Source organism: Sphingomonas sp., from assembly GCF_003248515.1.
Taxonomy (GTDB): Bacteria; Pseudomonadota; Alphaproteobacteria; order Sphingomonadales; family Sphingomonadaceae; genus Sphingomonas_I.
The window spans coordinates 35,623-59,261 of sequence record NZ_QFOB01000004.1 but is presented as its reverse complement, the minus strand read 5'-3'; the positions used below and the strand labels follow the sequence as shown (position 1 = coordinate 59,261).

The 23,639-nt window shown below is 66.4% G+C and carries 17 protein-coding genes and 1 tRNA gene; 8 read left to right on the top strand and 10 right to left on the bottom strand.

Translation table 11 applies throughout. The features are described 5' to 3' along the window. Window positions 1–104: 104 nt before the first annotated feature. The 8 genes from DI605_RS07750 to DI605_RS07715 form a co-directional block, all read right to left on the bottom strand. Window positions 105–180, bottom strand: a tRNA-Thr gene (locus DI605_RS07750). 176 nt (window positions 181–356) lie between these two features. Next, window positions 357–752, bottom strand: a complete 396-nt coding sequence (locus DI605_RS07745) for a VOC family protein (protein ID WP_293971543.1) — start codon at window positions 750–752, stop codon at window positions 357–359. After that, window positions 749–1,939 carry a DUF885 family protein gene (locus DI605_RS07740; RefSeq protein ID WP_293971541.1) on the bottom strand — a complete coding sequence of 397 codons (1,191 nt, stop codon included), beginning with the start codon at window positions 1,937–1,939 and terminating at the stop codon, window positions 749–751. The genes DI605_RS07745 and DI605_RS07740 overlap by 4 nt, the downstream gene beginning before the upstream one ends. Then, window positions 1,936–5,712 carry a LamG-like jellyroll fold domain-containing protein gene (locus DI605_RS07735; protein ID WP_293972556.1) on the bottom strand — a complete coding sequence of 1,259 codons (3,777 nt, stop codon included), beginning with the start codon at window positions 5,710–5,712 and terminating at the stop codon, window positions 1,936–1,938. The genes DI605_RS07740 and DI605_RS07735 overlap by 4 nt, the downstream gene beginning before the upstream one ends. A gap of 262 nt (window positions 5,713–5,974) precedes the next feature. Further along, window positions 5,975–7,261 (bottom strand): MFS transporter, encoded by a 1,287-nt coding sequence (locus tag DI605_RS07730; RefSeq protein WP_293971539.1) that lies wholly within the window; start codon window positions 7,259–7,261, stop codon window positions 5,975–5,977. A 20-nt stretch (window positions 7,262–7,281) separates the two neighbouring features. After that, a complete protein-coding gene (locus DI605_RS07725; protein WP_293971537.1) occupies window positions 7,282–8,076 on the bottom strand; it encodes a 2-keto-4-pentenoate hydratase in 795 nt (264 codons plus the stop codon). An 85-nt stretch (window positions 8,077–8,161) separates the two neighbouring features. Then, a complete protein-coding gene (locus DI605_RS07720) occupies window positions 8,162–9,604 on the bottom strand; it encodes a mannitol dehydrogenase family protein (RefSeq protein ID WP_293971535.1) in 1,443 nt (480 codons plus the stop codon). After that, window positions 9,601–11,082 (bottom strand): UxaA family hydrolase, encoded by a 1,482-nt coding sequence (locus DI605_RS07715; RefSeq protein ID WP_293971533.1) that lies wholly within the window; start codon window positions 11,080–11,082, stop codon window positions 9,601–9,603. Before DI605_RS07715 ends, DI605_RS07720 begins: the two co-directional genes overlap by 4 nt. A 113-nt stretch (window positions 11,083–11,195) precedes the next feature. Between DI605_RS07715 and DI605_RS07710 the strand changes: the two genes are divergently transcribed. The 7 genes from DI605_RS07710 to DI605_RS07680 all read left to right on the top strand — a co-directional run bounded on the left by DI605_RS07710 (window position 11,196) and on the right by DI605_RS07680 (window position 19,290). Continuing rightward, window positions 11,196–12,224: a LacI family DNA-binding transcriptional regulator gene (locus tag DI605_RS07710; protein WP_293971531.1), complete on the top strand. Its 1,029-nt coding sequence runs from the start codon at window positions 11,196–11,198 to the stop codon at window positions 12,222–12,224. Between the two features lie 87 nt (window positions 12,225–12,311). Continuing rightward, window positions 12,312–13,229 (top strand): hypothetical protein, encoded by a 918-nt coding sequence (locus tag DI605_RS07705; RefSeq protein WP_293971529.1) that lies wholly within the window; start codon window positions 12,312–12,314, stop codon window positions 13,227–13,229. Window positions 13,230–13,378: 149 nt separating this feature from the next. Further along, the gene (uxaC, locus tag DI605_RS07700) at window positions 13,379–14,830 is read left to right on the top strand and encodes a glucuronate isomerase (RefSeq protein ID WP_293971527.1); all 1,452 of its coding nucleotides are present in this window, start codon (window positions 13,379–13,381) and stop codon (window positions 14,828–14,830) included. Between the two features lie 114 nt (window positions 14,831–14,944). Then, complete coding sequence (locus DI605_RS07695; protein WP_293971526.1) at window positions 14,945–15,616, top strand: RpiB/LacA/LacB family sugar-phosphate isomerase; 672 nt, start codon at window positions 14,945–14,947, stop codon at window positions 15,614–15,616. Between the two features lie 211 nt (window positions 15,617–15,827). Beyond that, window positions 15,828–16,583 (top strand): 2-dehydro-3-deoxy-D-gluconate 5-dehydrogenase KduD, encoded by a 756-nt coding sequence (gene kduD / locus DI605_RS07690; protein WP_293971524.1) that lies wholly within the window; start codon window positions 15,828–15,830, stop codon window positions 16,581–16,583. A gap of 147 nt (window positions 16,584–16,730) precedes the next feature. Next, window positions 16,731–17,738 (top strand): sugar kinase, encoded by a 1,008-nt coding sequence (locus DI605_RS07685; protein WP_293971522.1) that lies wholly within the window; start codon window positions 16,731–16,733, stop codon window positions 17,736–17,738. Then, window positions 17,725–19,290 carry a carboxylesterase/lipase family protein gene (locus DI605_RS07680; RefSeq protein WP_293971520.1) on the top strand — a complete coding sequence of 522 codons (1,566 nt, stop codon included), beginning with the start codon at window positions 17,725–17,727 and terminating at the stop codon, window positions 19,288–19,290. The genes DI605_RS07685 and DI605_RS07680 overlap by 14 nt, the downstream gene beginning before the upstream one ends. A gap of 78 nt (window positions 19,291–19,368) precedes the next feature. On the opposite strand, the gene DI605_RS07675 is transcribed toward DI605_RS07680, so the two are convergent. Both DI605_RS07675 and DI605_RS07670 read right to left on the bottom strand, forming a co-directional pair. Then, window positions 19,369–19,836: a DUF1203 domain-containing protein gene (locus DI605_RS07675; RefSeq protein WP_293971518.1), complete on the bottom strand. Its 468-nt coding sequence runs from the start codon at window positions 19,834–19,836 to the stop codon at window positions 19,369–19,371. Window positions 19,837–19,947: 111 nt separating this feature from the next. Beyond that, on the bottom strand, window positions 19,948–20,355 hold the full coding sequence (locus DI605_RS07670) for a cupin domain-containing protein (RefSeq protein WP_293971516.1): 408 nt from the start codon (window positions 20,353–20,355) through the stop codon (window positions 19,948–19,950). Between the two features lie 247 nt (window positions 20,356–20,602). Here DI605_RS07670 and DI605_RS07665 point away from each other — a divergent pair, with 247 nt between their 5' ends. Beyond that, on the top strand, window positions 20,603–23,581 hold the full coding sequence (locus tag DI605_RS07665; RefSeq protein ID WP_293971514.1) for a TonB-dependent receptor: 2,979 nt from the start codon (window positions 20,603–20,605) through the stop codon (window positions 23,579–23,581). Window positions 23,582–23,639 lie beyond the last annotated feature (58 nt).

The following is a 23,639-nucleotide window of genomic DNA, read 5'->3' as shown; positions in this document are numbered from 1 at the left end:
GTCGCATCGAAAGTTCTGGCCGGTGCCGCGTGCAAAACGTGGCGCCGGCTTTCGTGCGCCGCGCGGACCAGCGCGGCGCCCCCCCGGGCGGGTGAAGGATCTTATGGTGCCGGTTGCAGGGATCGAACCCGCGACCTTCGGTTTACAAAACCGCTGCTCTACCAGCTGAGCTAAACCGGCACACAAACAAGAACCGCTTTCTGTCGGCCGCTGCCCATCGAAATCCCGCGAGGGGAGATCGGGGGGAGAGCCGCCGGCTGGCTCGCGTGATGCCGGCCGGTGCGCGGCGCCTTAGCCCTGTTTGCCGAAGCCCGACAAGCCCAAGCCGCATGTTCGGACGCCCGAAGCGACCGAAGCTAGCCGGGAGACGGCTTCGACGTATCGAAGGTCAGTTCGATCCGGATGCCGTTGAGGTCGGTGAAAAAGATCTGCTCCAGCGTCGGCACGCGCGAGACGGCATGGACATGGGGCACGCCGAGCGCATCGAGGCGCGCGCGCATCGCGGCCACGTCACGGCATTCGAAGGCGACATGATCGAGGCGGGCCGGGCTGGCGGCGGTCGGCGCGGCGCCTATGGCGGTGTTGACGTGGATGACGGCGTGGCCGTCTGCTGTGGCGAGCCAGGCGTTGATCCGCTGATCCGCCATCGTGAGCGCCGGCACGCGGCGGAGATCGAACAGCGCTTCGTAAAAGGCGCAGGTTTCCTCGAAGGCCGGCGTCTTGATGTTGATATGGCCGATACGCTCGATCATGCGGCCTTCATCCTCGCAATGGCTTCGCTGCGCAACGGTCCGTTCGCGAGCAGGGCGGTGTGGAGCCCCCGGAGCGCTGCGCCGCGAAGATCGCGGCTGCGATCCGCGATGGCGAGCCATGTCATCGCCTCGGCGGTGCGGATGGCCGGATCGCGCGCCGTGCGCTCCAGATCGGGATCGAACAGCGCGAAATAAGCGGGCTCGCCCATCCAGCCGACCAGCCTGGACCTGGCCTCGGCGGCGGACCATCCGCCCTGGCGGATGCCGAGATCGACGAGGCCGCGAGTCACGCGGAACAGCAGCCAGTGGATATGGCCGAGTTCGTGGCGCGGATCGGCGAAGGTGCCCAGCCGGCCGGCCAGTTCCTCCGCATGGATCGCCCAGCCCTCGGCATAAGCAGGCGTATAGCGCAGGCGCAGGGGGTGTGGACGGGCGGCCTCGGCGAGCGGCAGCTGGATCATGTGGCCGGGCAGCAATTCGTGTGCGACGGCGCTGGGCAAGGTCCAGGATGGACGGCGGCCTATTTCCTTGAGATCCACGACATAGAAGCCGGGCCGGCCCGCTTCCGGCAGGATCCGGTAGCCGCCCTTGCCGGCGGCAATCTCCTCCGGCGTGAGCGCGCGGACGCTCACGTTGAGGCAGGTGGGCGGCAGCGGCGCGAAGGCCGCCGGCAGCATCGCCCGGAAGCGGCCGAGCGTCGCATTCATGTCCGCGACGGCGCGCGCCCTGCCGGGCTCGCTGTCAGGATAAAGATAGCGCCCGTCCCGCCAGAGCCGGCTGTAGCGCGCGCCGATGCCGTCTTGCGTATCGCCCAGGCGGCGAAAGAGCCGGTCGGCGCGGCCCAGCAGGCGCGACAGTTCCGCCTCAAGGCGGGTGCGGGCGGCATCGGGCGAGGCATCGTCACCCAGCATCCGCTTCAGCTGGAGCGGATAGCGCGCCGCTCCTTTCACGTCGGCGAGCGCGGCATCGAGCGCAAGGCCCGAGCGGGCGGCCGCGAGATCGAACGCGAGGCCGGGGGGCAGGCCGCGCGCGTCGAGCGGCGACAGCAGGGCGAGCGCGCTGGCGGGATCGCGCTCGGCGGCGGCGGCATCAAGCATGGCGACGATGTCCGGCGTGGCGGCCGCCCCGGCACCGGCGACGAATGTGGCGGCCGCCCCGGCCAGCAGGGTGCGCCGGGAAACGATCATCGCGCGACCGGGGGAAGCGGCACCCGATTGTTCCGCAGCGTGACTTCGCGGGCATCGCCATCGAGCGCGAGGCGGACGCTGACGCCATCGGCCTTCACGCCGGCAGGCAAGGCGAGGCTGAGCGTGGCGGTCTTCGGCGTGAGATCCGTCGGCGCGGCGAGCGTTGGCACCGGAATGCTTGCGAGCACCGTGCCGTCCGCCGCGACCAGCATGGCCTTGCCGCCCGCAGCCTCCTTCGCGCCGAGGCTGTGCACGGTGACGCGCACGGTGCGGCCGCGCACCTGTATATCGTCCGTCCCGATGCCGATATCGGGACGCGTCTCGACCGGATCGCCCGCCTCCTCAAGCGCGAAATCGAGAACCGTGGTGGTAGAGGGCGCGAAGGCGACATCCACGTCCGCGCCACGTTCCAGCGTGATGCTGCGCGGGGCACCCTGCGACACGAGCGTCCTGCCTTCATTCGGGCTGGTGGCGGCCTGCATCGTCCAGCGGCCGGCGGTCACGTTCCAGCCGGTCATTTCGGCGCGCACCTCGCCCGGCATGGTGTTGTAGGCGATCACCCGGAAGCGATCGGGCTTCCCGCCGGGCAGCAGGATCGCGACCTTCTCGGCCGCGCCTTCCTCCGCGAAGCGCCAGCTGACGATGTTGCCCGGCCAGATCTGGCCGCGCCGGAGCGCGACGCCGCCCAGCCGCTCCCGCTGGAGGATCTCGGTGGGGGAATCGACGCGATCGGACCACCAGTGGCCGGTCGTCAGCATCGCCTCATGCTGCATCTTGTCGCGCAGGCTATCCTCATGGAGCGACGCGAGCGGGGCGAGATCGCCCGTCTGCGCCCAGGCGGCATAACGGGAGAAGGGATCGCTGCCCGCCTTGCCCGCCAGCGCCCTGCGCCAGGCCGGCCCCTCCGGCAGCAGATCGAAGACATTCTCGTTGAATTCGGCAAGGGCGCCGGCGCCGTTCTTCGCGATGCGGCCATAGAAAGGGCGGAGATATCTGGCGTCGCCGGTGAAGCGCCACGCCGCCCAGGCGGGCTGGAGCGGCGTGGTGGCGCCGCCGCCATCGCCCACGCGTTCCTTGTCCGAATACCAGTTGATCTCGTTCGGGAAGCTCCATGTGCCGTCGGCCGCCTGCCGGCCATGCGCGATCCAGCCATCCATCAGGCCGGTGACGAGCCCGCGCGCATCGGCATTGCCATTGTAGAGGCCGAGCAGAACGGGCGCGTGGAGGATCAGGAAGCCATAAGGCTTCTGCCACGCCCAGGGATCGTCGCGATAGATCCTGCGCCCGCCATACCAGCTGCTGGCGAAGTGGAGGTGGCCCGCCGGATTCACGAGCGCCACGCGATGCAGCGCCTTCGCGGTCGCCATCAGCCGTTCCAGCGCGATCGGCTCGCCCCAGTTCAGATAGAGCCGCTCGGCATCGGCATTGAGGCCTTCTTCATAGACGTGCAGTTCGTCCGTCTCGATCGTGCCGAGGCCGTTGGTGTGCATGGCGTTGCGATAGGATGCCTCCGTCAGCGCGCGCAGCGAGGCGTTGATCTTGTCCGGCTGCACCCCCATCAGCGCGAGACCCGGCCATTGCTGGGTCAGATCATCATCGTCGGAAATGCCACCGCCGAAATCGCCATAGGGGACCTGACGCTCATCGATCCACCAATCGACGAAGCGGCGGGTGGCGGCGAGATCCTGAAGCTGGCGCGCGGCCCAGGCGGGCACGCCGGCCGGGATGGCGGGCAGGGTGACCGGGGGCAGATTGGCGGGGGTGTAGTTGATGTCCGCCCAATAGGCGCGGCCCTCCACATTGTCGGGATCGATGCGGAGAAGATCGGTCATGTCGGCATAGACGCGTGCATAGAGGCCGGCGCGTTTCGAGGTGGTATGCTCCTCGACGAGGAAGGCCCAATTGTCCTTCACCTGATGGAGCCGGTCGGCGACATGCTCCCTCACCGCCGCGGCCCGATCCTTGAAGACCAGGCGGATCGCGGCGCCGTCCAGTGCCTGCGCGTCGAAATCGGGCGCGGCGGAGGCGATCGTCAGATAGAGGCTGTCGTTCGGGAGGATGCGATCGCGCAGGTCCAGCCAGAGGGTGCGCTTCTCATTCGGGCGGACCGAGACCGACAGATCGATCATGTCGCGACCGGGCCAGATCGGATCCTTCACCTTGATGTTGAGCGGGATCAGCCCATCCGGGCGGGGCGCGAGCTTCAGCGCGGGAATGTCGATGGCGATGCCATCGAGCCCGTCATGGATGTTCTGCCAGCCATAGGCCCAGGCGCGGGCGAACGGGCGGGCCGGGGGCGCCTCGCCGAATCCCGCCGGAATCAGCACGTGGACGATGGGCGAGAGGCCCCTAGGGCGGATGGCGGTGCCGGCGGCACTCGCATCGCCCGCGCCGACCGCCGCGCGCGCGCCGCCGACCGGCATGGCGACGACGGTGCCGCGTTCTTCCGGCGCGTAACGGCCCGCGATGAAGCTGTTCAGATCGGTGAGGATCGCCAGATCCGGCGAGGCCGAGGAATCGATCCTGTAGCTGAGCTTGAACGTGCCTTCGGGCTCGGTGCCCTTCGTTACGTCATAGGCCCAGATTTCCTGGATCGGCTGCTCCTGCATCACATTGGTGAAGCGCAGCCTGCCGCCCTTGCGTTCGGATAGATTGGTGACGGAGCGGACGACGCCCGGCGGGCGTTTCGCGAGGCTCGCATAGCCCTTGCCGTCCGCCGACCAGCCGAGATCGCCATAGGCCGCGCCGCGTATCTCGATCCGGTTGAAGTTCTCGTCCGCCGGGACGGTGAGGTCATAGCTCTTGCCGCCCTCGACATAGACGTTCCAGTCCGGCAGCTCGAAATAATCGTCGCGGCCGGGCAGGCGGGAGCGGTTATAGACGTCGGGCCAGGTCGTCTCGGGGATGCCGTCCACGCCCTTCCACATCCATTCCTTGAGATCCTTCGCGTCCGCAAATTCCACCTTGCGGACGCGCGTGACGGCGTCGCTCAGGGCGGGCGGGGAAGCCTTGTCCCAGCCGTAACGGTGCAGCCAGGCCTGCCGGCGGGCGGGGGCGTCCGTGGGGGAGGGAGCAGGGGCGGGATCGCCCTTCTCCGCCAGCGCCGTGACATCGGCGGGGAGAAGCATGTGATCGTAAACGCGGATTTCATCGAAATCGCTGCCGCGCATGAAATTGTAGCGGCTCTGCACCTGATGCGGGGACATGATGCGCGCGGCGAGGCCAAACTGGTCGAGCCCACTATCGAGATCGGCCTTCTGGAGCTTCGAGGCGACCTCCTTTCCATCCCAGAACAGCCGGACGCCGACCGTCTCGTCCCATGCGAAGGCGATATGGTGCCACGCCTCGGGCGCGGGCGGGGTGGGGATCTTCCACGATACGCGCACGCGGGAGAGGTTCGCGTCCGTCACGAAGGCATCGAAGCCGTGGCCATTCCAGTCGATCCGCAGGAAGGCCATGTCCCAGCTCGAATGATCGGCGAAGCCGGTGCGGAAAATCACGAAGGGCGCTTCGCCCACCGGCTGGCGTGCGCGCCAGAAGAAGGAGAGCGTGCCGCGCTGGGCGGCCATGTTGCCCGGCGCCTTCCACGAGACATAGCCCTCGTCCGGCCAGCGGACCGCGCCACCGATGGCGCCATCGGGCGTGATCGTCACGCCGCTCAGGAAATTGGGCTGCGCCTCTCCGCCGGCGACATCCGCGACGAGATCCCTGTCGGCGGAAAGGCGGAAGAGGAGGCCGCTGGAATCGGGCGCCGCCGCCCCGGATGCGGCCATCGCGGGATGCGCCAGCCCGGCGAGGCTCAGCGAGAAGATGCCGATGCGGAACAGCGACGAAACACGATCGGTCACTTGGCCAGTCTCTCCGATGGATGCCGGGCTTTCTGCATCCCGGTTTTCAGATGATGTCCCGTTCGGGTGCCACCGCGCGCCCGCGAAAGCAGCGGCCCGGAGCGGTAAACGCGACGCCCGCATCGCCCGGCTCCCGCCTTCGCGGCGACATGGTCACTACCCGACGGGCAGGCGCGGCCCCCAGCGTTCAGATCCGATCGACGCGGGCCAGGCGCGGCGAAAGCACATGCACGACCAGCACGGCGGCCAGATAGACGCTGCCCGCCACCGCGAAGATCGGCGTGTAGCTGCCGGTCGTCTGCAGGATATAGCCGGTGAACTTCGCCATCAGCATGCCGCCGATACCGCCCACCATGCCGCCGATCCCGATCACCGATCCCACCGCGCCGCGCGGGAACATGTCCGACGGGATCGTGTAGAGATTGGCCGAGAAGGCCTGATGCGCCGCCGTGGCGAGGCCGAGTATGCCCACGGCAAGCCAGAGATTTCCGGCATATTGGGCGAAGAAGATCGGCATGACGAGGAAGGCGCAGACCAGCATCGTCAGCTTGCGTGCCACATTCGCGCTGAGCCCGGCCTTCATCATGCGCGAGGAGGCGAAGCCGCCGGCGACGCTGCCCAGATCGGAGATCAGATAGATGGCGACGAGCGGCGGCCCGAAGCTCAGCAGATCGAGATGGTAGGTCTTGCCGAGGAAATCGGGCGTCCAGAACAGAAAGAGCCACCAGACCGGATCGATCAGGAACTTGCCGAGCGCATAGGCCCAGGTTTCCCGGTAGCCGAGCAGCCTGAGCCAGCCGATCTTTTCCGCGGGATCCGCCGGATCGCTCTCGATATAGGCGAGTTCGCCCGCGCTGAGCGCCTTCGTCTCGCGGGGGCGGCGATAGAGCGCGATCCAGGCGACGAGCCACAGCAGGCTGGCGACGCCCGTCACGATGAACGCCATGCGCCAGCCATAGGCGATGGTTAGCAGCGGCACGACGATGGGAGCGACGATCGCGCCGACATTGGCGCCGGCATTGAACGTGCCCGTCGCCAGCGCGCGCTCGCGGGCGGGAAACCATTCGGTGACGGCCTTGATGCCGGACGGGAAATTGCCGGATTCCCCCAGTCCGAGCAGCGCCCGCGCGAGCGAGAATTGAAAGGCATTGCCGACGAAGCCACACAAGGTGTGCCCGGCCGTCCAGATGATGAAGGCGATCGAATAGCCGATGCGCGCGCCCACCATGTCCACGATCTTGCCGAAGCTGAGATAGCCGATCGAATAGGCCGCCTGAAACCAGAAGACGACATCGGCATAGGTGGTTTCCGACCAGCCCAACTCGGCCGAGATGGTCGGCTTCAGCAGGCCGATCATCTGGCGATCGACATAGTTGATCGCCGTGGCCGCGAAGAGCAGCCCGCAGATCACCCAGCGATATTTTCCCACCCGCTCGGCGGCCGCGATGACCTCCGGCGGTGCTTCAGTGGCCATCGGTCCCTCTCCTGATTTTCTTATAGCGCGGTGATGATGCAGCGTGTCGCGAGCCGGCCGTCAAACCGGACATCCACGCTGTCGCCCACCGCGACGGGATGGACGCCGGTGACCGCGCCGCTGGAAATCCACTGGCCCGGCTGGAGCGCGATCCCGCGCTTCGCCATGATCTCGAACAGGAAGCGGGCGGCACCGATCGGCCCGTCGAGCATAGAGGCGGCCGTCTTGCTGCCGATCGGCGCGCCATTGATGTCGAGTTCGACGAGCCAGGCGTTCAGATCCAGCTCGCGCCAGTCGGGGATGGCCGCGCCGATGACCAGGCCGTTATTATTGCCGAAATCGGAGATGGTGACGAAGGGGCCGTTGCCATTGATGCCCACGAAAGGCGAACTGGCGATCTCGATGCCGACATGGACGGCATCCAGCAGATCGGCGGCTTCCGCGATCGTATAGCTTGCCTTGGCGGGATCGGGCGCGGTGCCGATGCGGAGCAGGAATTCCGCCTCCGCCGCCGCGAAACCATCCGCGAATACCGGCATGGCGACGGGATCGGCCGTCTCGTCGAAGATCGTATCGCTGAAGATCGGGCCGGTGAGCCGATCATAGCCCTCGACCGGCGGATTGATGCGGCCGACCTTCCAGCCGCCGATCGAGCCGCCATACAGAGTGATCGCCCGATCCTGGGCGGCATAAGCGGCGGAAATATCGCCCGGAATATCGCCGGGATAGGTGAGGAGCGCCGTGCGCGCCTTGCGCGCGCCGACGAAGGACTGGGCAATCTGATCGAGATTCCGATCGACGTTTTCGGACGGCAACTCCGCTCCCCTTCCGTATTATTTCAGGATGAGAGCGACTATAGGAAACCGGTGTCATTGACAAGCCGGCGGCGTGATGCGCTGCTCATCCGGCGAGGTGGATAGCGCCCCAATCCCCTGCGAAGGCCGCGTCGGCGGCGATCGAGATCGCGGCGGCGACGGGCGCGTCGGCGGCGAGATCCGGCGGCAAAAGCATGCCTTCCGCCAGAAGCCTGCCCAGTACCGTGGCGCCATCGCCTTCCGCCGCTGCGTCGGCGATGACGGAGCCGAGCGGATCGACGATCGTGGTGCCGGCGCGCGCGCGCCGCATGGCGAAGGCGATCCAGCAGCCGAGCGCGGCACAGATCCGCGCGGGCAGCAGGCCGCGCCGGCGCGCTTCCGCCAGCGTATCGACGAGGCGATAGGGAAGCTTCTGCGAGCCATCCATCGCGATCTGCTCCAGCCGGTGGATGATCGCCGGATTGCGGAAGCGGGCGAGGACCGCGCCGACATAGTCACCCAGATCGAGGCCGGGCACCTGGCGCAGCACGGGGGCGATCTCCTCCCGCATCATCGCCTCCACGAAGGAGGCCAGCGCCGCATCGCCCATCGCCTCCGCCACGCTGGCATGGCCCCGCAGCAGGCCCGCATAAGCGAGCGTGGAATGCGGGCCGTTGAGCAGCCGCAGCTTGGCATTTTCATAGCCGGCGACATCGCTGGTGATCGTGGCGCCAGACCCGCCCAGATCGGGGCCGAGCGGGCGGCCGATATCCTCGATCACCCACTGGACGAAGCTTTCGCGCTGGACGGCGGCATCGTCGCGCATGCCGAGCGCGGCTGCCGTCATGTCGAGGAAGGCGGCGTCCGATGCGGGCGTGATCGAATCCACCATCGTGGCGGGCACTCGCACCTCACCCTCTATCCAGCGGGCGAGTTCGGCATCGGTGAGGCGGGCGAAGGCGGCGAGCGCGGCGTGGAGCTTTGCGCCATTGTTGGCGAGATTGTCGCACGGCATCGGCACGAATGGCGGCACGCCCGCCGCTTTGCGCGCGGCGAGGCCCGAGACGATCCAGCCGATCACGCTGCGGGGGACGGCGGGTCCTGCGAGATCGTGAACGATATCGGGGTGGCCGGCATCGAGCGTGCCATCGGCGGCGAGGCAATAGCCTTTCTCGGTCACGGTCGTCGTGACGAGGCCGACATCGGCGGAGGCGAGCAGGGCCGCCGTTTCCGCGGCGTCGTCCGCCGCCAGGAAGCGATTGTGCGCGGCGATCACGCGCCAGCCCGGCTCCGCATCGCGGATGCCGATCGTATAGGCGCCGCCCTGCTCCTCCAGCGCGGCGATCGTGCCGCGCGTGCGCAGCGAGACGGCGGCGATGCCCCAGCGCGGATCATGATTCAGCACCGTATCGATGTAGGCCGCCTGATGCGCGCGGTGAAAGGCGCCGGGGCCGAAATGGACGATGCCGGTCTTGCCCGGCAGGAGGTGGCGGGGAGCCGCAACAGCGGCGGGCAGATCGGCCAGACGGCCGGCATGAAGACGATTCAAAGGGTAACGCCTCGCTTCCAAATGGCGATTTCGCGCTCGCCATTGCGTTCGGCCCTGGTTTCGGCGCCGGACGCGATCTCGCGGATATGATCGAGCATCTTTTCCTCGACCGGGGGAAAACCTTCTTCCAGCACCGCACCCGCGTTGAAATCGATCCAGCCGGGCTTGCGCGCGGCGAGCGCGCTGTTCGAGGCGACCTTCACGGTGGGGACGGGAAAGCCCAGCGGGGTGCCGCGCCCGGTGGTGAAGAGGATGACGGTGGCGCCCGCCGCCGCCAGTGCGGTGGAAGAAACGGCATCGTTGCCGGGGGCCTCGAGCAACGTCAGGCCGTGGCGGCTGATCCGCGCGCCATAATCGATCACGTCGACGACGCTGGCGTGGCCGCCCTTCTGCACCGCGCCGAGCGATTTTTCCTCGAGCGTGGTGATGCCGCCCGCGACATTGCCGGGGGAGGGATTTTCGGAGACGGGCTCGCCCGCATCGATGAAGCCCTGCTTGAAGCGATTGACCAGTTCGCCGATGCGATCGAACTGCTCCGCGCCGATCGCGCGCTGCATCAGCAGATGTTCCGCGCCGAAGATTTCTGGAATCTCGGTCAGGATCACGCTGCCGCCCGCATCCGCAACGCGATCGCTCATCCGGCCGACCAGCGGATTGGCGGTCAGGCCCGAAAGCCCATCCGATCCGCCGCATTTCACGCCCAACACCAGCGCGTCGAGCCCTACCGGTTCCCGCCTGGCCTGTGCCGCGATCCCGATCAGTTCGGCGACCGCGGCGATGCCGTCGGCCGTTTCATCCTCGGCGAATTGCGAGGTGACGGTGCGGATCAGCGCGCGGCGCTCCTCCGGAATGTCGGCAAGCAACTGGCTGATCTGGTTTTCCTCGCAGCCGAGCCCCACGATCAGCACGCCGCCTGCATTGGGATGGCAGGCGAGGCTGGCGAGGACATGGCGCGTGCCGGCAAGATCGTCGCCCAACTGCGAGCAGCCGAAGGGATGGGTGAAGGCGTGGACGCCATCCACCTTGCCTTCCGCAAGCGCCGCCGACTTTTCCGCGATGCGCTGCGCGGTGCGGGCGACGCAGCCGACCGTGGGCAGGATCCAGATTTCGTTGCGCGTGCCGACGCGGCCATCGGCGCGGCGATAGCCGAGGAAACCGCGCGTGCCGCTCGGCTCCGGCGGGGGCGGGGCGCCGGCTTCGAACCGGTAATCCAGCGTGCCGCTGAGCGAGGTGTGCAGATTGTGCGAATGGACATGCTCGCCCGGCGCGATCGCGCTGGTGGCATGCCCGATCGGGGAGCCGAACTTGTGGATGGCCTCGCCCTCGGCGATCGCGTGCAGCGCCATCTTGTGGCCGCGGCCGATCGGCTGGAGCGCGGTGAAGGCGGTGCCTTCCAGCATGACGGTCTCGCCGGCCGCCACATCTGCCAGCATCGTCGCGACATCGTCTGCCGGATGGGTCCGGATCGCTTCGGGCACGCTTTTCAGGCCTTTCAGTCGGAGCTTGCGGGAACCGGTGTCAACTAAGACTATGCGACTATATCCGCAAGGCTGGCTGGCGGCACAGTGGTTACCACGATATGGCGCATTCCATGCAGAAAACGGGACAGCCGACGATCAATGACGTTGCCCGTATCGCGGGTGTTTCGAAGAAGACGGTCAGCCGGGTCATCAACAATTCGCCGCTTTTGAACGGCGACACGCGCCAGCGCGTGGAAAAGGTGATCGCGGAAATCGGCTATATTCCCAATCCGCAGGCCCGCGCGCTCGCGCTGCGGCGGAATTATCTGATCGGCCTCGTCCACGACAATCCGAATGCGCAGACGGTGATGAACGTCCAGCGCGGCATGCTGGAGGCGTTGCAGGGGACGGAATTCGAACTGGTCGTCCGCCCGCTGAATCGCGGCGCGCAGAGCATGATGGACGACCTGCGCCACTTTCTGGAGCGGCAGCGCCTGTTCGGTGTGCTGCTGATGCCGCCGATCAGCGAGAATGATTCGATCGCGAAGCTCTGCGACGAGATAGGCTGCCGTTACGTCCGCATGGGATCGGCCCTGCTGGACGAGGAAGCGCGCATGGTCGCCTCGAACGATCGCGAGGCTGTGCGCGGTGCCGTCGCCTTCCTGATCGAACAGGGGCATCGCCGGATCGGGCTGGTCGCCGGGCCGCATGGCTTCCGTTCCGCCAAGGAGAGGCGCGCCGGCTTCGAGGAGGCGCTGCGCGAGGCGGGCATTCCGCTCCAGCGCAGCCTGATCGCCGATGGCGACTATACGTTCGAATCGGGGCTCGTCGCTGCCGAGCGACTGCTGGAACTGACGCCCCGGCCGACCGCCATCTTCTCCTCCAGCGATACGATGGCGGCGGGCGTGATGCACGCGGCCCGGCAGCGCGGGCTGGAAATACCCGACGATCTGTCGCTGATCGGCTTCGACGACACGCCCGTCGCCGCGCACGTCTGGCCGCCGTTGACGACGGTGCGCTGGCCGAGCGTCTCGATGGGGCGCTCGGCGGCTCTCAAGCTGATTACCGCGCTGGACGACGATCCCACGGCCGTGGAGGAGCCCTCGCTCTTCCTGTCCACGCTCGTCCGGCGCGGATCGGTGGCCGCCCCGCGCGAATAGCCGCGCTGCGGGAACGGCGTTTTCGGTCCGGCGGATCGCGCCCGTGCCGCTGGTGATGCCGTCCCGCAGCTTGCGAGGGAGACGTGTTTGTTCCAGAAAACGCGCGTGGGCCTGAAAACAGCTCTATTCGCCACATGGGCGCTCTGGGCGTTCCAGAACGCCGCGCCAGCCTTCGCCCAGGTGGCAGCCGGGCCGGCGGCCCCCAAGTCCGCGCCCGGCGAGATCGTCGTCAATGCCAGGACACAGACGATCATCGATTCCTTCATCGATGACGTGGCCGATATATCCGGCGAGCGGCAAATCCCGCGATGGGAGGGCTCGATCTGCCCCGGCATCGTCGGGCTGGAGGCGGCGCAGGCGGAATATGTGAATTCCAGGATCGGTGCTGCGGTCCAGGGCGTTGGCCTGCGACTGGATCGCGAGGGATGCGATCCTTCGATCTTCGTCATCTTCACATCCGGCCCGGAGCGCGTCGCCCGCGCGCTGGCGGAGCGCTATCCGATCACGCTGAGGGCGGATGGCCGGGCGAAGCTGAAGCGGTTCGTGGAAGCGCCGGCGGCAGCCCGCTGGATCACGACGACCGAGACCGGCGTGAAGGGCATCGCCAAGGCGGCGGGGTTCGCGGATCCCAGGCTCAACCTGGAAAATGGCGTCGTCAGCGGCAATGTCCCGCAATCGCGGATCGGCACTCCGGCGCGCGCCATCACCACATCGATGGTGGTGCTCCTCGACTCGACAAAGTTGCAGGGGCTGAGCATGCGGCAGCTGGGCGACTATATCGCCATGCTGGTGCTCGCCCGTCCTCCGCTCGGATCGACGCCGCCATCCCAGTCGATCCTCAATCTGTTTGGGGAAGGGGGCCGTGCGCTGGGGCAGATGACGGATTTCGATCTCCTGTATCTGCGCGCGCTCTATGCGGCGCCGGAGAATATGAAGGTCAACGCCCAGAAATCGAGCATCCGGCATGCGATGATGAAGGCGGCGGCCCTCCGGCCGGATCAGTGAGGCGATCGGCGGACGGCGCCACCCCGATTTCCTCGGCGCCAGCCGCTGATCCGGCGGCATCGGGCGGCGATTGGTACGACAAAAGTTGCGTCGAAATCTGACACCGGTTACCAGCACGCCGCCATGTTTTCGGGCCAGGGAGGATGACGATGCCACGGCGACTGGAGCTCAATCCGGACCGTCTTTTTCCGAGCGATCCCACGATGCGCGGCATCGCGCGCAGCCTCTATGCCGAGGTGGCCCGCCTGCCGATCGTGAGCCCGCACGGGCATACTGATCCCACCTGGTTTTCCGAAAACGAGAATTGGACGGACGCGCAATCGCTGCTGCTGGCGCCGGACCACTATGTCTATCGCATGCTCTTCAGCCAGGGCATCGCGCTCGACGATCTGGGCATACCGCATCGTGGCGGCGTGCCCGCGACGGACAAGCGCGCGGCCTGGCGCCTGTTCGCGAGCCATTATCATCTGTTCCGCGGCACGCCCTCGCGCATGTGGCTGGATCATGTGTTCGGCGAGGTGTTCGGCTTCGACGTGGCGCTGGAGGGGGCCACCTCCGATCTCTATTTCGACGGGATCAACGAGAAGCTGGCGAGCGGCGCCTTCAAGCCCCGCGCGCTCTTCGATCGCTTCCGCATCGATTTCCTCGCGACCACGGAAGGGCCGCAGGATGATCTTTCCGCGCATCATCGCATTCATCGCTCCGGTTGGGGCGGCCGCGTCGTCACAACCTATCGTCCCGATGCCGTGATCGATGTGGAACATGAGAATTTCGGCGCCTCGATGGCGACCTTCGCGGAGGTGACGGGCGAGGATGTCTATGGCTGGAAGGGGTATCTCGCCGCGCACCGCAAGCGCCGAGCCGATTTCCGCGCGGCGGGCGCCACCGCTACCGATCATGGCCATCCGACCGCGCTGACGGCCAATCTCTCGGCCGCCGAGGCAGAGGCGCTGTTCATGAAGGTAACGAAGGGCGAGTGGACGGCCGAGGATGCCGAACTGTTCCGCGCGCAGATGCTCACCGAGATGGCGGCGATGTCCGTCGAGGACGGGATGGTCATGCAGATCCATCCCGGCGCCTTCCGCAATCACAATGCCGGCCTGTTCGACAGTCACGGCCGCGACAAGGGTGCCGACATTCCCAGCCGCACCGAATATGTTCGCGCGCTGAAGCCGCTGCTGGATCGTTTCGGCACGAACACCCAGCTTTCGATCATCCTCTTCACGCTGGACGAGAGCGTCTATTCACGCGAGCTGGCGCCGCTGGCCGGCCATTATCCCTGCCTGAAGCTTGGCCCATCCTGGTGGTTCCACGATTCGCCCGAGGGCATGCGCCGCTTCCGCGAAACGACCACCGAGACGGCTGGCTTCTACAATAGCGTCGGCTTCAACGACGATACGCGCGCTTTTCTTTCGATTCCTGCGCGACATGACGTGGCGCGCCGGATCGACTGCTCTTTCCTGGCAAGGCTTGTCGCGGAGCACCGGATCGAGGATTGGGAGGCCGTCGAGCTTGCCCACGAGCTCACCAGCGGCCTCGTCAGAAGGGCCTATCGCATCGACACGCCGCAACCGGCCGAGTCGCTCCGGGCCGCCTCTTGAACTGGCTGGTGACACCGGTTACTCGGCGGTTCGCGATAGTCGATCATTCTCGCACCATGGAGGCGAGACTCACTGGCCGGACGCGCCGCCCGACACATTAGAGGAACGAGTATCATGAAGATCGCGCTGATCACCGAGAACAGCCAGGCCGCCAAGAATGGCATCATCCATCAGGCCCTGACATCGGTTGCCGAGCCGCTGGGCCATCAGGTCTTCAACTACGGCATGTATTCCGCCGAGGATTCCGCCTCGCTCACCTATGTGATGAACGGTCTGCTGGCCGCCATCCTGCTCAATTCCAAGGCGGCGGATTTCGTCGTCACCGGCTGCGGCACGGGCATGGGCGCGATGCTCGCCTGCAATTCGATGCCGGGCGTGTTCTGCGGCCTCGTGATCGATCCGACAGATGCCTTCCTGTTCGGCCAGATCAATGACGGCAACGCCATCTCCATGCCCTATGCCAAGGGCTTCGGCTGGGCGGCGGAGCTGAATCTCCAGGATGTGTACCGCAAGCTGTTCGATGGCGAGCGTGGCCTTGGCTATCCGAAGGAGCGCGCCGAGATCATGCGCAAGAATCGCGGCATCCTGAAGGACCTGAAGGATGCATCGTGCAAGGACATGCTCACCGTGTTGAAGACGGTGGATCAGGATCTCCTGCGCGCCGCGATTGCGGGCGAGAAGTTCGCCGAATATTTCTACGCCAATTCGCAGGACGAGGCGATCAGCGCCTATCTGAAGAGCCTCTCGGCCGAGAGCGTGAGCGCGAAGCAGGCGGAGCCCGCCTGATCCGATCGGTCGCCCCGCTCCATCTCGCCCCGGCGGGACGGAGTGGAGGGCGACGCTGTGACCGGGAAGGGCCGTGCGCCGTTTCCGGCCGGCCGCGACAGACGCGGGCATCCGGGCCTTCCGCTCCCCCGCGTGAGGAGCGGGGGCCTTCCCAACCTTTTCGACGCGATCCTCGTCGACAATGCCAGATCCAGCAAAGGGCGGCCTAGCCATGGCGAATATCTTCGATCTCTCCGGCAAGGTGGCGATCGTCACCGGCGCCAATACCGGCATCGGCCAGGCGATCGCGCTGGCGCTGGCGGAAGCCGGCGCGGACATCGCCGCCGTCGGCCGCACGCCGGCCGAGGAGACGGTGGAGAAGGCGCGCGCCCTGGGGCGCAAGGCCGAGATCGTCTCTGCCGACCTTTCCTCGATCGAGCCCGTCCAGCGCGTGGTGGATGAAGCGAAGGAGAAGCTGGGCGGCCTCCACATCCTCATCAACAATGCCGGCATCATCCGCCGCGCGGATTCGGTGGATTTCACCGAGGCCGATTGGGATGCCGTGATGGATACCAACCTGAAATCCGTCTTCTTCCTCTGCCAGGCGGCGGGGCGGCACATGATCGCGCAGGGCTATGGCAAGATCGTCAACATCGCCTCCCTGCTGAGCTTCCAGGGTGGCATCCGCGTGCCAAGCTACACCTCGTCCAAATCGGGCGTGGCGGGGCTCACCAAGCTGCTCGCCAACGAATGGGCCGCCAAGGGCATTACGGTGAACGGCATCGCGCCGGGCTATATCGAGACGAACAATACCGAGGCGCTGCGCAACGACGAGACTCGCAACCGCCAGATCCTGGAGCGCATCCCGGCCGGACGCTGGGGGGCTGCCTCCGATCTGGGCGGAGCGGCGGTGTTCCTTTCCGCGCCGGCCTCCGATTATGTGCAGGGGCATATCCTGACGGTGGATGGCGGCTGGATGGGGCGCTGAGCCGGGACAGATGATATCCCTTGTTCGCTTCGAGCGGGGATCGGGCCTGTCGAGATCGTGGTCGGGAAGTGGATGCGGAGATTCTCGACAGGCGCTTCCCGGCTTCGCCTGAAGCTGTTCGAACCGGGCGGGCGTTAGGAGACGTGAATGGGCAGGTTTCTCGCGTTCGGTGAAATGATGTGGCGGCTCTCGCCTCCGGGGCGGGAGATGCTGCTGCAGACGCCGAAGCTGGATGTGTGGCTGGCCGGCGCCGAGGCCAATGTCGTCACCGCGCTGGCGCGGCTGGGCCATGACGTGGGGCTGGTCAGCCGCGTGCCGGATAATGATCTGGGCCGCGCGGCCGTCACCACGCTGCGCGGGCATGGCGTGGATACGAAGACCATCCTGTATGGCGGCGAGCGGATGGGTCTCTACATGGTCACGTCCGGCGCGGGCATGCGCGCGACCGAGGTGATCTATGATCGCGCCGGATCCTCCTTCGCGGAAGCCCCGGCCGACCTGTGGGACTGGAATGCGCTGCTCGATGGCGTGGATCGGCTCCACCTCTCAGGCATCACGCCGGCGCTTGGTCCCGTGCCCGCGAAGGCCGCGATCGCGGCGGCGGAGGCCGCCGTGGCGCGTGGCGTGCCGATCTCGTTCGATGGCAATTATCGCGCGAAATTGTGGGAACGCTGGGATTCCAACCCGCGCGCAATCCTGATGGAGCTGGTTTCCAGGGCGGACATATTGTTCGGCAATCATCGCGATATCGCGCTGCTGCTCCAGCGCGATTTCGGCGGCGAGGGCGAGGATCGGCGGCAGGTGGCGGCGGACGCGGCGTTCGCCGCCTTCCCGAAGCTGCAATTGATCGCGTCCACCGCGCGGCATGTGGACACGGCCGACCAGAACCGCCTTTCGGCGCGGATCGACGGGCGCCAGGACCACGCCCAGACCGAGGAGATCATCCTGGCGGGGATCGTCGATCGCATCGGCGGCGGGGATGCCTTTGCCTCCGGCGTGTTGCACGCGCTGCGGCAGGGCGGAGACATCGCGCAGGCGGCACAGACCGGCCTCGCGCTGACCGCGCTCAAGCATTCGCTGCCCGGCGATGCGGCTCTCTTCCGGCAGGCCGACATCGATGCGTTCCTGGCCGGCGGGCTCGATGTCCGCCGCTGATGGCTGGTCGCGCCGGTCCGTGATGACCGGCGCGGGTGCGGCGATGCTGCCCACCATCCTGCGCGCCCGGGGGGCGGCGGATCGCGTGCGCGCGCCGGCGGGCGATTTCATGGGTGCCCGCGAGGATGGCGTCACGGTCTTCCGGGGTATACGTTATGGACGTGCGGAGCGCTTTCGGGCGCCCGTGACCGTGGCGACGCCGGGCAGGCGGGTGGAGGCGCGCGCCTTCGGGCCGGTCTGCCCCCAGGACGACCGGCAATATCAGCCGCAATCGGAAGACTGCCTGTTCCTGAACATCTGGACGGCGGAGCCTCGTCCCGGCGTGGCCCGGCCGGTGATGCTCTATATCCATGGCGGCGCCTATTCGAACGGCAGCGTCACGGATCCGTTGAACGACGGGCACAGGCTGGCCGCGCGTGGTGACGTGGTGGTGGTGACGGTCAACCACCGGCTCAATGCCTTCGGCTATCTCTATCTGGCAAGGCTCGATCCGCGCTTCGCCGACAGCGGCAATGCCGGGCAGCTGGATCTCATCCTCGCGCTCCAGTGGGTGCGCGACAATATCGCGGCCTTCGGCGGCGATCCGGCGCGCGTGATGGTGTTCGGCCAATCCGGCGGGGGCGCGAAGATCGCCACGATGATGGGCATGCCCGCAGCCGCCGGCCTGTTCCAGCGCGCCGCGACGATGAGCGGCCAGCAGGTGACGGCATCCGGCCCGATGAACGCCACCGCGCGGGCGCGATCCTATCTCGCAAAGCTCGGCGTGGCGGAAACGGATCTTGGCGCGCTGCTTGCCAAGCCAGCCGAAGCGCTCGTCGCCGCGCTGGATGCGATCGATCCGGTGCTGGGCGGCGGCGTCTATTTCGGGCCGGTGCTCGACATGAAATGGCTGACGCGTCACCCCTTCTGGCCGGATGCGAACCCGCAAGGGGCCGGTATTCCGATGATGCTGGGCAACACGCATGACGAGACGCGCGCCTTCATCGGCCCGGATTCGCCGAAGGTGCGCGGGCTGACCTGGGACAATGTGGCAGCACGGATGGCGCCGGAGCTGCGCGTGGACATCCTGCCCGAATGGGTCGTGGCCGAATATCGCAGACAGTTTCCGGACTGGACGCCGCTCGACGTCTTTTACGGCGCCACCACCGCCGGGCGCAGTTGGCGCGGGCAGGTGATCGAGGCGGAAGCGCGCGCACGGGCGGGCGTACCGGGCTGGGTTTATCAGGTGGATTTCGCCTCGCGCACCGATCCGCGGCGCGGCGCCTTCCATACGATGGACATACCGCTCGTCTTCGGCACGCTGGATGCGGCGGGATCGCAGACCGGCACGGGCGCGGATGCGCGCGCGGCGAGCGGTGCCATGCAGGAAAGCTTCGTCGCCTTCGCCAGGACGGGCGATCCCCATCATGCGGGCGCGCCGGTCTGGCCGCGCTATGACCTGACGACGCGATCGACGATGATCTTCGACGCGACATCCCGCGTGGAGAATGATCCGCGCAAATGGCAGCGGGAGTTGTTCGCGCGCGTGCCCTACATTCAGCCGGGGACGTGAGCGAACGCGGCGTGCCTTCCCATAGCTGCCCGCCGCGGCGGAGGGTGACGCGCCGGCTTTCATCGGGAAGCGATAGCGTCAGCATCGTTCGATACGGGCGGCATAGCAGCCTCGTTTCGCATAATAAGCGTGCAGATAAGCGACACCCGGATCAGCGAGAAAACGGGAAATGATCGGCTCGAGAAAAGAGCCATCGGCAAGTTCGGCGTCGAGCATTTCCCCCGATGCACTGAATGCGCGAAGCGAGATCTGCCGGGAAAGGATCGCGTCTGGCAGACGATCGACCAGATCCAGCGCCTGTCCCAATCCTTCTCCCACGAAAATGGCGTGGCGCGATCGATAGGCCGTCTGCGCAGGCTGATGCTCGTAATTGAGCAGGATCGCCGTTTCGCCGATTTCCAGATCGCGCACCGTCACACGATCGGGAAAGCCGGGTTTTGCATCGACGATGATCCGCGTAGCTCCAAGCGCCTTCAACGCGGCGTCGGGGAGGCCGACCAGATGTTCGAACGGGGCTGGATCGAGCCCCACGACACAAAATGACATGTAGCCCTCCTTTGTGGAGGCGTGATGTGGCACGGGGTTTCGCGGTGCGGCTTCCCGGCGCTTGTCTTCAAATCCCGATCGCACCCACGTCGCGCTGCGGGGATTGCACCGTCATGGAGCGGGCGAGGGGAGGGGGTAGGCGATGATGAGGGCCAGCGGCTGCTTGCCCACCTGGCGGATGCCGACCGTCTCGCCGCTGTAGAGATAGGCGGTCGCGCCCGGGCCGATCGGCGCTTCCCTGCCGCCGGAGAGGACCACGCCTTCGCCCGACAGCACATGATAGACCTCGTCATGCGCGATCGGGTGCGGGCCGATCGCGGCGCCGACGTGGAGGATGCGCTTGCGGAATTCCATCGTGCGGCCGGGCACCGCATCGCTGATGCGATAGGCCGTGCTCATGCCGATCGCGCCATGGGGCGGGGGCTCGTCGCGCATCGTCGGCCCCTCTTCGATCACGAGCGGCGGTCGACCGGCCGCCAGCGCAGTGGCGGCGGCGGCAAAGGCGATCAGGCTCCGCATCCATCCTTTCCCCTCGCAATCCCGCAACAGTCTGTTGACACTGGCGGCGCGGCTAAGATAACACGATGACACCGGTTACCAAAACGAACAAGCAAGAGCAAAAACCGGTGGCGTGGTCTCGGAGATGGACCTGAAGGCGCGCTTTCAGCGCCCCTGGCATTCTTTCCCGACGGCTGTGTCCGCGGCTGGCCGCCCTCGTCCGCGGTCGCCTGGCGACGTCGCTCTGCAACAGGGGAAGGCTTTTTTCATGACCAAGGGTGCATCACCATTTGCCGGCCGCAGCGGAATTTTCGCTCGGTTTGCAGGAGCATCGTCCGCCGTTCTCGCCCTGGGCCTGCTGTCGCCGGCAGCCGCGGCCGCGCAAACCAGCGCGACATCGCCCGCTTCCGAGACACCGGCGACGCAGGCCGCGCCCGAAGCCGCTCCCGCCCTTTCCGAGAGCGCCGCGCAGGATATCGTTGTCACCGGTTTCCGTCGCTCGCTGGATGCGGCGCTGACGGTGAAGCGCGAGTCGATCTCGGCGGTCGACGCGATCGTGGCGGAGGATATCGCCAAGTTCCCCGACCAGAATCTCGCAGAATCGCTCCAGCGCATTCCCGGCATCTCGATCCAGCGCGATGCAGGCGAAGGCCGCGCGATCACGGTGCGCGGCCTTGGCGCGCAATTCACCCGTGTCCGCGTCAACGGGCTGGAAACGGTCGCCACATCCACGGACGGCGCCAGCGCCAATCGCGATCGCGCCTTCGATTTCAATGTCTTCGCCTCTGAACTCTTCAACTCGATCGTCGTCCACAAGACGGCGGAAGCCTCGCTGGACGAAGGATCGCTGGGCGCGGTGGTGGATCTCAACACCGGCAATCCGCTGGCCGGCAAGACCGGCTTCACCTTCGTCGGCTCGGGCCAGGCGAGCTATAACGATCTTTCCAAGAATTTCGGGCCGCGCCTCGCCGGCCTCGTCTCCTGGAAGAATCCCGAGGGCACGTTCGGCGCCTCGCTGTCGGCGGCCTACAGCAAGACCAACAATTACGAACTGGGCAACAATACGGTGCGCTGGGCACAGGCGCGCTTCGATAGCGTGAACGGCACGCCCTGCTTCTACAGCAGCAACACCAGTTCGACCCGTTCCAGCAACAGCGGCGGCAATTATCGATCGAGCACGGCCTGCGATCAGGCCGCGCTCGCCTTCCATCCGCGCATCCCGCGCTATGGCTCGATCCGCCATGATCGCGAGCGGCTGGGCGTGACGGGCAGCGTGCAATGGTCGCCGCGCGACGAGACCAAGGTTTCGATCGACGGCCTCTTCTCGCGCTTCAAGGAAACGCGCGAGGAGAAATGGGGCGAGGTGCTGCTGCGTTCGAACGAGCGCTCCGTGGACGTGCTCAACCCGGTCTATGATGCAAACGGCAACATGATCTCCGCCACGCTGAACGATGCGTGGGTTCGCACCGAACATTACCTGCGCAAATCCCAGACGAAATTCTGGCAGATCGGATCGACCTGGGATCAGGATGTGACGGATCGCCTGCGCTTCACGCTGCTGGGCGGCCTTTCCAAATCGAGCGCGACGATCCCGGTGGAGACGACCTTCGTGTTCGACGATCGCGACGCGCAGAATTACAGCTACGATTATAGCGACATGCGATCGCCCAAGCTGGTCTTCGGCACCAGCGTTACCGATCCGGCGAACTTCCAGCTTGCCGAGATACGCGATCGCCCCTCGGATACGGTCAACAAGTTCCGCACCGCGCAGCTGCGCACCGAATGGGATGCGGTGCCGGATGCCTTCACGGTGAAGGCGGGCGGCGTCTATCGCCGGTTCGAATTCGATTCCAAGGCCTATACGCGCGATACCACGATCTGCCCGACCGTGACGACGCCGACGACCGTGACCTTCAATGGCAACAGCGTGACCTGCACGGCCTCGTCCGTCTTCGGCTCCAGCGCCGTCTATGGTTTTCCGGCGGGCAGTCTCGGCGAGACGTTCAACATCGGCAGCGGTGGCCAGCCTTCGGGCACGACCACGACCTTCCTGATCCCGAACATCAATGCCGCCGCCAACTATACCGGGCTGTACGGCCGCCCGCTGGTGGTGGATTCGGGCAATATCCGCAACGTGACCGAAGAGGTGCGCGGCGCCTATCTCCAGTTCGATCTGAAGGGCGACATGTTCGGCCTGCGCTATGCCGCCAATCTGGGCATGCGCTATGCCGGCACGCGCCAGACCTCGACCGGCCTGAACAATGGCGCGACCGTGACCGTGAAGCGCAGTTATGACGATTGGCTGCCGGCGATGAACGTGGCCCTGTTTCCCACCGAGAAGCTGATCGTGCGCGGCTCCATCGCCAAGGTGATGACGCGTCCGTCACTCGGCAATCTCACGCCGGGCGGATCGGTGGACGGCTTTGGCTACCGGATCACGTTCGGCAATCCCCGCCTCGAACCCTTCCGTGCCACCGCCTACGATCTTTCGGTGGAATGGTATTTCGCGCCGCAGTCGCTCTTCTCGGTCGCGGGCTTCAAGAAGGATGTCGAAAGCTTCCCCGTGGGGGTCACGACCAGCGGCACCTATGCCTCCACCGGCCTGCCGCTTTCGCTCATAATAGCCTCCTCGCCGGCGGCATCCAATCCCGAGGGGCAGCTTTGGACGATCAACACGACCACGAACGGCACGGGCGCCAGCCTGAAGGGCATCGAGGTCGCGCTCCAGTCCAGCTTCCGCTTCCTGCCGGGTTTCCTCAAGAATTTCGGCGTGCTGGCCAACGCGACTTTCATCACCTCGTCCGCCAACTACACTCAGTCCGGGCCGGTAGTGAACGCTTGTGTCCCAGGCACGCCTACTCAGGCAAACCCCAATCCGGCCTGCACATTCGGCCCCCTCGTAAACGTCACGCGCAAGACAACACTCTATGGCCTCTCGAAGCGCTCCTACAATGCGACGCTTTATTATGAGGACAAGAAGTTCAGCGCGCGCGCCTCGATCGCCTATCGCGGGCCTTATGTGGATGCGGGCTCGGGCACGGGCAACGTCTTCGAAGGCTATAACAGCACGATCAACGTGGATGCCTCGATCCGCTACAAGCTGACCGAATATCTGGAGGTGTCGCTGGAAGGCACGAACCTGACCGACGAATATCGAGATCGCTATACCGATCTCGATGCGAACCGGAATTACGAGAACAACCACTTCGGTCGCACCTTCCTGCTCGGCGCGCGCCTGAAGCTGTAGGCTTTGCGAAGCGGGCGATCGCCTGCCTTCGCCCCTGCGCATCGAGGCGCCGTTCCTT

What these genes read in the sequence shown, in the direction of transcription:
- DI605_RS07710 (WP_293971531.1), top strand. Translation starts at nt 11,196, where the DNA reads ATGCAGAAAACGGGACAGCCGACGATCAATGACGTTGCCCGTATCGCG.
- kduD (WP_293971524.1), top strand. Translation starts at nt 15,828, where the DNA reads ATGGCGAATATCTTCGATCTCTCCGGCAAGGTGGCGATCGTCACCGGC.
- uxaC (WP_293971527.1), top strand. Translation starts at nt 13,379, where the DNA reads ATGCCACGGCGACTGGAGCTCAATCCGGACCGTCTTTTTCCGAGCGAT.
- DI605_RS07685 (WP_293971522.1), top strand. Translation starts at nt 16,731, where the DNA reads ATGGGCAGGTTTCTCGCGTTCGGTGAAATGATGTGGCGGCTCTCGCCT.
- DI605_RS07735 (WP_293972556.1), bottom strand. Translation starts at nt 5,712, where the DNA reads ATGGCCGCATCCGGGGCGGCGGCGCCCGATTCCAGCGGCCTCCTCTTC.
- DI605_RS07675 (WP_293971518.1), bottom strand. Translation starts at nt 19,836, where the DNA reads ATGTCATTTTGTGTCGTGGGGCTCGATCCAGCCCCGTTCGAACATCTG.
- DI605_RS07670 (WP_293971516.1), bottom strand. Translation starts at nt 20,355, where the DNA reads ATGCGGAGCCTGATCGCCTTTGCCGCCGCCGCCACTGCGCTGGCGGCC.
- DI605_RS07740 (WP_293971541.1), bottom strand. Translation starts at nt 1,939, where the DNA reads ATGATCGTTTCCCGGCGCACCCTGCTGGCCGGGGCGGCCGCCACATTC.
- DI605_RS07680 (WP_293971520.1), top strand. Translation starts at nt 17,725, where the DNA reads ATGTCCGCCGCTGATGGCTGGTCGCGCCGGTCCGTGATGACCGGCGCG.
- DI605_RS07695 (WP_293971526.1), top strand. Translation starts at nt 14,945, where the DNA reads ATGAAGATCGCGCTGATCACCGAGAACAGCCAGGCCGCCAAGAATGGC.
- DI605_RS07730 (WP_293971539.1), bottom strand. Translation starts at nt 7,261, where the DNA reads ATGGCCACTGAAGCACCGCCGGAGGTCATCGCGGCCGCCGAGCGGGTG.
- DI605_RS07665 (WP_293971514.1), top strand. Translation starts at nt 20,603, where the DNA reads ATGACCAAGGGTGCATCACCATTTGCCGGCCGCAGCGGAATTTTCGCT.
- DI605_RS07745 (WP_293971543.1), bottom strand. Translation starts at nt 752, where the DNA reads ATGATCGAGCGTATCGGCCATATCAACATCAAGACGCCGGCCTTCGAG.